At 64.0% G+C, this 7,594-nt stretch carries 7 protein-coding genes and 1 pseudogene; 1 reads left to right on the top strand and 7 read right to left on the bottom strand.

The window, feature by feature from the left end; all coding sequences use genetic code 11:
* From SE92_RS01175 to SE92_RS01155, 5 genes and pseudogenes are all read right to left on the bottom strand, one after another.
* Positions 1-289 (bottom strand): annotated as a pseudogene (locus tag SE92_RS01175) (hypothetical protein); the annotation flags it as partial.
* A gap of 46 nt (positions 290-335) precedes the next feature.
* Positions 336-989: a tetratricopeptide repeat protein gene (locus SE92_RS01170; protein ID WP_063194101.1), complete on the bottom strand. Its 654-nt coding sequence runs from the start codon at positions 987-989 to the stop codon at positions 336-338.
* Positions 990-1,155: 166 nt separating this feature from the next.
* A complete protein-coding gene (locus tag SE92_RS01165; RefSeq protein ID WP_063194100.1) occupies positions 1,156-2,748 on the bottom strand; it encodes a class I adenylate-forming enzyme family protein in 1,593 nt (530 codons plus the stop codon).
* A 72-nt stretch (positions 2,749-2,820) separates the two neighbouring features.
* Positions 2,821-3,405, bottom strand: a complete 585-nt coding sequence (locus SE92_RS01160) for an NnrU family protein (RefSeq protein ID WP_063194099.1) — start codon at positions 3,403-3,405, stop codon at positions 2,821-2,823.
* 64 nt (positions 3,406-3,469) lie between these two features.
* Entirely contained in the window at positions 3,470-4,120 is a 651-nt protein-coding gene (locus tag SE92_RS01155; RefSeq protein WP_063194098.1) for a queuosine precursor transporter, read from the bottom strand.
* 135 nt (positions 4,121-4,255) lie between these two features.
* On the opposite strand from SE92_RS01155, the gene SE92_RS01150 reads away from it, so the two are divergent.
* A complete protein-coding gene (locus SE92_RS01150; protein ID WP_084251726.1) occupies positions 4,256-5,212 on the top strand; it encodes a TIR domain-containing protein in 957 nt (318 codons plus the stop codon).
* Positions 5,213-5,261: 49 nt separating this feature from the next.
* Here the strand turns inward: SE92_RS01150 and SE92_RS01145 are convergent, their stop codons facing one another.
* Complete coding sequence (locus SE92_RS01145; RefSeq protein ID WP_063194096.1) at positions 5,262-5,840, bottom strand: UCP034077 family protein; 579 nt, start codon at positions 5,838-5,840, stop codon at positions 5,262-5,264.
* Between the two features lie 102 nt (positions 5,841-5,942).
* Positions 5,943-7,565, bottom strand: coding sequence for a peptide chain release factor 3 (locus SE92_RS01140; RefSeq protein WP_063194095.1), 1,623 nt, complete (start codon positions 7,563-7,565; stop codon positions 5,943-5,945).
* Positions 7,566-7,594: the final 29 nt, after the last annotated feature.

The raw sequence follows: 7,594 nt of genomic DNA, 5'->3' as shown, positions 1-7,594 counted from the left end.
CGCCCTTCGCCGGCTTGGCCGGCTCGGGCGGCGGCTCCGCTGGCAAGGCCGCGACGGCGGGCGCATTCGGATCGGGCTGCTGCTGCGCGCCCTTGTACAGCTCCTTCGGCACGCCCTGCTCGAGGCCCGGGACACCTTCCGGGAAGACCGGCTTGCGGTCGCCCGGCAGCTTCTTCTTGGTGTCGAGGAAGTCGAGCATATCGCTTGGATCGAAGCTCGAGCAGCCGCCCAGCACGCCGGTGAAGGCGATCAGGACGGCGGCTGCGATCAAGCGTGGCGTGCGGCGCATCTTGTGTGTCTCGTTACGTCAGAGGGCCCGGCGGTCAGCTTCTTGGTCAGCTCTTTGCGACGGGCGGCAGCAGAGCCTGGAGAGCCTCGGCGCGCGAGCGCAGGCCGGGCGGCGTTTCGCCATCCTCGCCAATCGCGTCGAGCCATTTGCGGGCCGCGGTCATGTCGTTGTTGCGCCAGGCCGACAGCGCCAGCATCTCACGGGCGCTGTGGCGGAAGGTCGATTTCGGCGCGGCGGAGGATTCCAGCCGCTGCTGCATGTCGGCATAGCTGGCACTGTCGAGCAGCAGGCCGGCGGCACGGATCTTCGCCAGATCCTGCCACTCACCGCCCACGCTGCGGTCGGCAGCAAGGTCGTCGTACATCTTGGCGGCGGCCTTGGGATCGCGGCTCGCGGCCTCGGCGGCGGCGCGCAGCCGCGCCAGGGTGCGATAGCCCGACGGCGCCTTGGCGGCGAGCTCAGTGAAGGCAGCCTCCGCCTCCGCGTGCTTGTCCTGCTCGGACAGCTCGGCAGCCTTCTCGAAGGCGGCGCCGGCCTCGGCGGCCTTCTTGGCCTCCAGATATTGGTAGCCGCGCCAGCCGCCGACGGCCGCCACGACCAGCACCATCAGGGCGATGAAGTAGATCGAATATCTGTCCCACAGCTTCTTGAGCTGTTCGCGACGTACTTCCTCGTCGACTTCGTCAAATAATTCAGACACTTATGCTAATCCCATGCCCGTCCGGGTACGCGCGCCGATGCGTTCGCGTCAGGAATCCCGTCCCCCACGTGGCGGCGGGGTACCCTAACGATATGGCGCTGGCAAGGCAAAGCGAGCCCGATCAAGGCGTTAACCACCCGGGAGAGCCCGGGTGCGCCTGCCCGGCTCAGGCTCCCAGGAGCTCGCGCAACTGCCGCTTCAGCACCTTGCCGTTGGCATTGCGCGGCAGCGGGTCCGCCGTGATCGCCATGGTCTCGGGAACCTTGTAGTCGGACAGGCGCTCGGCGCACCAGGCCCGCAAGTCGCTGTCCGCGACCGGCTGGCGCGTCACCACCACGGCGTGAACGCGCTCCCCCAGCACCGGGCAGGCCTTGGCGAGGATCGCGCTCTCGACCACGGCGGGGTGTCCGGCCAGGACGGATTCGACCTCGGCCGAATAGATCTTCAGGCCGCCGCGATTGATCATGTCCTTCTGCCGGTCGAATACACGGACGAACCCGTCCGCGTCGACCGAACCGAGATCGCCGGAGTGCCAAAATCCGCCCGTGAAGCTCTCGGCGGTAGCTTTGGGGTTGTTCCAATAGCCTTTGATGACGGACGCGCTCCGGATCCAGAGCTCGCCGATCTCGCCAGGAGGCAGCTCGCGCCCGTCCGGGCCCATCGCCACGATGCGCGCACCCGGACACGGCAGGCCGACACTGTCGATATGGCGCTCGGTCAGTTCGCCCGGCATGATCGTCGAGGGCGACGTGGTCTCGGTCGCGCCGTAACAGTTCATCAGCTTCAGGCCCGGAATCTTCACCTTGAGCTTCTCGATGGTGGCGACCGGCATCGGCGCGCCGCCGAAGCCGCCGATGCGCCAGCTCGACAAATCGTAGCCGTCGAAATCGGGTTGCAGCAGGCAGAGATTGTACATCGCCGGCACCATCACCGTGTAGGTGACGCGCTCGCGCGCGGCGATCTCGAGGTAATCGGCGGCCTTGAACTCGGGCATGATGATCAGCGCGCCGCTGCTGCGGATCATCGTCGTGATGTTGGCGACGACGCCGGTGACATGGCCGAGCGGCACCGCGGCGATCGAGCGGTCCGCCTGCGTCAATTGCAGGCAGGACACGAACACCATCGAGGAATGAACGATGTTGCAATGGGCCAGCATCGCGCCCTTCGGCTTGCCTGTGGTGCCCGACGTGTAGAGGATCATCGCGGTGTCCTCTTCGCTCACCTCGACCGGCGCCGCGGCCGGAGCGTTGTCGGCGAGCACGGCCAAGCGCGAGCGAGCGGGATCGTCGTCGATGGCAATGCGGTGGACCAGATCGGGCACGTCCTGCGCACCGGGCAGCCGCTGGGCGAGCGAGGCCTCGTGGACCAGGATCTTCGCGCCGCAATCGGCGAGCACATAGGCGATCTCCGGCCTCTGCTGGCGCGTGCTCAGCAGCACCGTCACCAGCCCTTCATGCGCGGCGGCGAACAGCAGCAGCGGAAATTCGATGCGGTTGCCGAGCAGGATCGCGACACGATCGCCGCGCTGCAATCCCAGCTTGCGAAACCCCGTCGCGATCCGCCTCGCCTGCTCCACCGCCTGCCGCCAGCTCAGCCGGACATTGCCGGCGATCAGCGCCTCGCCATCGGCATTTCGGACGCCGGCCTCCGCGATCATCGCCCACAGGCTCGCCGGCCGGTCACAAAAGGCCGGCACCACGCGATCGCCAAAGCGCGCCTCGCGCCGCATCGTCGGGATCTGAGATTGCGACCAGTCCATCTGAACGCCCTCCGCTTGCTGCTTTGTCACCTTCCGCGCACGGATATCCGGATCACGTCTTGTGCTGACGGGCTAGACGCCGATGACGGGAACGCCGATGACGACCGGATGAAACGCGAAGGCCAGCGCGAGATAGGCGACGAGACCGACCGCCACCGCGATCAGATCGTTGGCGACGCCGCCGACCGGAATCGGCGGGCCGCCGGCGTCGGTGCGGCGCTTCAGAGAGATGCGGTCATAGACCGCCCAAGCCAGAAACGAGCCGAACAGGATGATGGAGCCGAGATCGCCATTGGCGAGCAGATGCGCCGCCGCCCACAGCTTGATGCCGGCCAGCATCGGATGCTTCAGCGTCGCATAGATGCGGCCGCGCAAATAGGAGGCGACCACCAGGATCACCGCGGGCAGCATCAGCGCGACCGTGATGTGCTTCATCGCCTTCGGTGGATACCAGACGTCGATCCAGCCGGAGCTACGGTAATGCGCGAAGCCCCAGATGATCAGTGCGAGCCCCGCGAACGAGACCAGGGCGTAGAGGATCTTGTAGGTCCCCTCGCCCAGCCTGGCGATGGCCTGCGCCCGCGCCTCACGCCTCGTCGTGAAAATATGGGCCGCGAAGAACAGCGCCAGCCCCAGGACCATGACCAGCAGACCCATGACATCCCCTTGCGTAAGACCGTACGCCATCAGCTATCATCTTCACCCCGCGAAACGCAATGCATCAATCCTTCCCGATCGGCTTTGCGCTCCGAGCCTCGATCCAGTCTCGTCCCGTCGAGATGCTGAACTTCACCAGAGGCGCGGCAATCGTGGAGAAGAGCAGCTTGACCAGATACTGACCGACGATCGTCGGAATGACGATGCCGGTGCCGTAGAACGCGATCGATACGAATATGGCGGTGTCCAGCAGCTGAGCCAGCATCAGGCTGAGCCAGGCCGACAGCACCACGGACCTCCTGCCGAACGCCGTTCCGCGCAACAGGAGGAAGAATGACAGGTCGAAGTGCTGACTGACCATGTAGGCGATCCAGCCTCCGATCCAGATTCGAACGGACGAACTGACGACCGTTTCGAAATCCTGCTGGTGGTGCCAGCCGGAAGCTGGCGGGAGATAGGCGGCGAACTCGAAATAGACGGCGGACAAGGCCATGCTGAGCAGGCCCAGATTGATCACCCGCCTGGAATACTCCTTGCCGAACAGCTCAGCGATCGTATCGATGATGATGAAGGTCAGCAGATAGCTGAACACCGTCGCACTGGCGTCCAGGCCGAAAGGCAGCGCGAACAGCTTCGAGCCGGCGATCGTGCTGGTGATCAGCAGCGACGAATGAAGTGTGAGCAGGAAGAGGAAATAGCTGGTCCTGGCGTCCATCGACTCATGGCCCCGGGGCAATCTGGCGTTGAAAATTCAAAGCTACGGGCCAAGACCCCGAAAGACAACTTCTTGTTGAATTCGGCGTCCGGCGGAATATGATCTCGACATTGCAGATAGATTGGGCGGTTTATTATGGCCGACAAAATCAGTTTTGATCCGAGAATATTGGAATTTCTTCGAGCCTCCCACGGCCGTTCACAGGAGGCGATTGTCGTCAATTTCCTGGAGACGGCAATCGCCATCAGCCCGGCGGCCGATGCGGGATCGGTCCTGATCGACCACCCCAAAATGGAGAGGCTGGTCCTCTTCAACGAAGGCGACTTCCTGTTTGACAAGGAACTGCTGGATTCTCAGGCTCGGGCAAGCTTTCCAACCACGTTGGGTTACCGCGGCACCATCGCTGGCAGTTGTTACCGCACGATTATGCCGACCGTGTTCTCGCGCGCGCAAGGCGGCGAATTCTCTGGCGACAGCCCCATCCAGAACATGGTGTGCTTTCCGATCAAACTAGGAAAAGGCCGCGAACCGTTTGGTGTCGCTTGCTTCCATAACAATATCCAGGAAAAGGTGTTTTCCCCGGAGGATATGCGCGTTCTGGAAGCCTATACCGACATTCTTGCACTCGCCCTGCATACGCCGCACCCGGAGCTTCAGCTCGACCGCAACGTCTTCATCGTTCATGGACGGGACGAAAGGAGCCGGCAGAAACTGGAATCGATCTTGCGGCAGAACAAGGTCAATCCGAAGGTGCTGCTGCGGGAAGACAAGAATGCGACCACGATCCTGTCAGCCCTGGAAGAGCTGATCCGAACATGCAAGGCAGGCTTCATCCTTGCCACGCCTGACGACGAAGGACGCTTAGGAAAACCCAACGAGCAACTCGCGGTGCGCGCGAGAGAGAATGTCATCTTCGAGATGGGGATGCTCTTTGCCAAATTCCGCGCGTTCGATCGGGTCGCCATCCTGCTGAAGAAACCGCTGAGACTGCCATCCGATCTCAACGGAGTGACCTACGAGGAATTCGACAAAATCGAAGAAGTCGAGGAAACCATCGTGCGCAAGCTGGACAGCTGGAAATTGCTGAACTGACAATACCTGTCACGGTCGCCATGCCGCTTGAACTAAACTCAATAGCGGCTCAGTTCGGCAATTCCCGGTTGTCGACATAGCGGATCGCGATCGGCCGGCCCGCCAGCGCGCCGGCAAGGCCGCTGGTGAACTTCAGCGGCAGACATGCGTTCAACGATGCATTGATGGCGTTGAGATAGCTGGTGCGGATGTCGGAAGGCGCGCCCGCGGTCGCGTATGTGAGGCGCGGCGGGCCGATCAGGCCACCCGCCTTGTTGAAGCTGAAGCGCACCGACATCTGCATGCCCGCGCGGGCATTGTCCGATGGCGGCGACCAGCAGCTGCGCAGCGCAGCGAAGAGATCGCCGATCGTGTCGAGATCGTGATCCGGCATGCGGTATTTGGCGCGGTCGGCATCGGAGGGCACGCTCTCGATCGTCAGCTGGAGGTTCTGGCCGGTGGGATAATCGATCTCGGGAATGCAGGGGCCGGGCTCGAGCGGGCTGCAATAAGACGGCGTGCAGGGCCGGCCGTCGAGCACGCTGCACGGCTCGTGCGAGAACGGGATCGGATTGATCTGGCGCGGCCGCGCGTCGGCGATGACGATCGACGCCGCAAGCACGAAAAGAATGAGGATGCCGCGCCACATGATGCGAGCCCGCAATGTCACCGGAGGAAACGTGGCATTGTTGGCGAACGCGTCAAGCCCGCGCGCGTTCACATGCTCGCGCTCGGCCAGTCGGAGCGCACCCTACCCCTTCTTCTTCACGTCCTTGACGTTGGTGAACTCGATGCCCTCGGCGCGCTCCTTGGTGTAGCCGAGATAGAACTCGTTCCGGGCGAGATACACGGGATCGCCGTCGACGTCGTCGGCGATGCTGGAGGTGTTGGCGGCGATGAAGGTGTCGAGCTTCTTGCGGTCCTCGGAGGAGACCCAGCGCGCCAGCTGGAACTCGCTGACCTCGAATTCGACCGGCAATGAATATTCCGCCTCCAGCCGCGCCTTCAGCACGTCGAGCTGCAGCGCGCCGACCACGCCGACAAGGGCCGGCGCACCGTCACGCGGCCGGAACACCTGCACCACGCCCTCTTCCGACATCTGCTGCAGCGCTTCCTTCAGCTTCTTCGCCTTCATCGCGTCGGTGAGCCGGACGCGGCGGACGATTTCCGGCGCGAAGCTCGGCACGCCGACGAAGTTGAAATCCTCGCCCTCGGTCAGCGTGTCGCCGATGCGCAGCGTGCCGTGATTGGGAATGCCGACGACGTCGCCGGCGAACGCTTCGTCCGCGACGGAACGGTCCTGCGCGAAGAAGAATTGCGGGCTCGACAGCGGCATGCTCTTGCCGGTACGCACCAGCTTGGCCTTCATGCCGCGGCTGAGCTTGCCGGAGCACAGGCGCGCGAATGCGATGCGGTCGCGATGGTTCGGATCCATGTTGGCCTGGATCTTGAAGACGAAGGCGCTCATGCGGGGATCGGTGGCCTCGACCTTGCGCTGGTCGCTGTCCTGCGCACGCGGCTCGGGCGCGAACTTGCCGAGGCCCTCCAGCAGGTCGCCGACGCCGAAATTGCGCAGCGCGCTGCCGAAATAGACCGGGGTCAGATGACCCTCGCGGAACGCATCGAGCTCGAACGGTTTTGACGCTTCGGTGACGAGCTCGAGCTCGTCCTTGACCGCGGAGACGTCGAGATTGGCATTGAGCTTGGCGAGCTCGGCGATCTCGATCTGCTGGGCCGCGCCGGTCTTGGCGCCGCCGCCTTCGAGCAGGCGCACGCCGCCATTGACGACGTCGTAGGTGCCGAGGAAGTCACGGCCGCGTCCGACCGGCCAGGTCATCGGCGTGGTGTCGAGCGCCAGCGTCTTCTCGATCTCGTCAAGCAGCTCGAAGACGTCGCGGCTCTCGCGGTCCATCTTGTTGATGAAGGTGATGATCGGGATGTCGCGCAGACGGCACACCTCGAACAGCTTGCGGGTGCGCGCCTCGATGCCCTTGGCGGCGTCGATCACCATCACGGCGGAATCGACCGCCGTCAGCGTGCGATAGGTGTCTTCCGAAAAGTCCTCGTGGCCCGGCGTGTCCAGGAGGTTGAAGACGAGCCCTTCGAACTCGAAGGTCATCACCGAGGTCACGACCGAGATGCCGCGCTCGCGCTCGATCTTCATCCAGTCCGATCGCGTGTTGCGCCGCTCGCCCTTGGCCTTGACCTGCCCGGCGAGGTTGATGGCGCCGCCGAACAGCAGCAGCTTCTCGGTCAGCGTGGTCTTGCCGGCGTCGGGATGGGAGATGATCGCAAAGGTGCGCCGCCGTGCCACTTCGGCGGCAAGCGGGGAACGGGCCGGCGATTCGGCTGTGGGGGTGGCGATGTCGGACATGGCGGCAGCGTGTGGCAGGGAAAACGGGC

Source organism: Bradyrhizobium sp. AT1 (assembly GCF_001590795.1).
Taxonomy (GTDB): Bacteria; Pseudomonadota; Alphaproteobacteria; order Rhizobiales; family Xanthobacteraceae; genus Bradyrhizobium.
Note: the sequence above shows the minus strand (reverse complement) of the source record. Positions and strands in the feature narration are given on the sequence as shown.

What these genes read in the sequence shown, in the direction of transcription:
- SE92_RS01165 (WP_063194100.1), bottom strand. Translation starts at nt 2,748, where the DNA reads ATGGACTGGTCGCAATCTCAGATCCCGACGATGCGGCGCGAGGCGCGC.
- SE92_RS01160 (WP_063194099.1), bottom strand. Translation starts at nt 3,405, where the DNA reads ATGGGTCTGCTGGTCATGGTCCTGGGGCTGGCGCTGTTCTTCGCGGCC.
- SE92_RS01155 (WP_063194098.1), bottom strand. Translation starts at nt 4,120, where the DNA reads ATGGACGCCAGGACCAGCTATTTCCTCTTCCTGCTCACACTTCATTCG.
- SE92_RS01150 (WP_084251726.1), top strand. Translation starts at nt 4,256, where the DNA reads ATGGCCGACAAAATCAGTTTTGATCCGAGAATATTGGAATTTCTTCGA.
- SE92_RS01145 (WP_063194096.1), bottom strand. Translation starts at nt 5,840, where the DNA reads ATGTGGCGCGGCATCCTCATTCTTTTCGTGCTTGCGGCGTCGATCGTC.
- SE92_RS01140 (WP_063194095.1), bottom strand. Translation starts at nt 7,565, where the DNA reads ATGTCCGACATCGCCACCCCCACAGCCGAATCGCCGGCCCGTTCCCCG.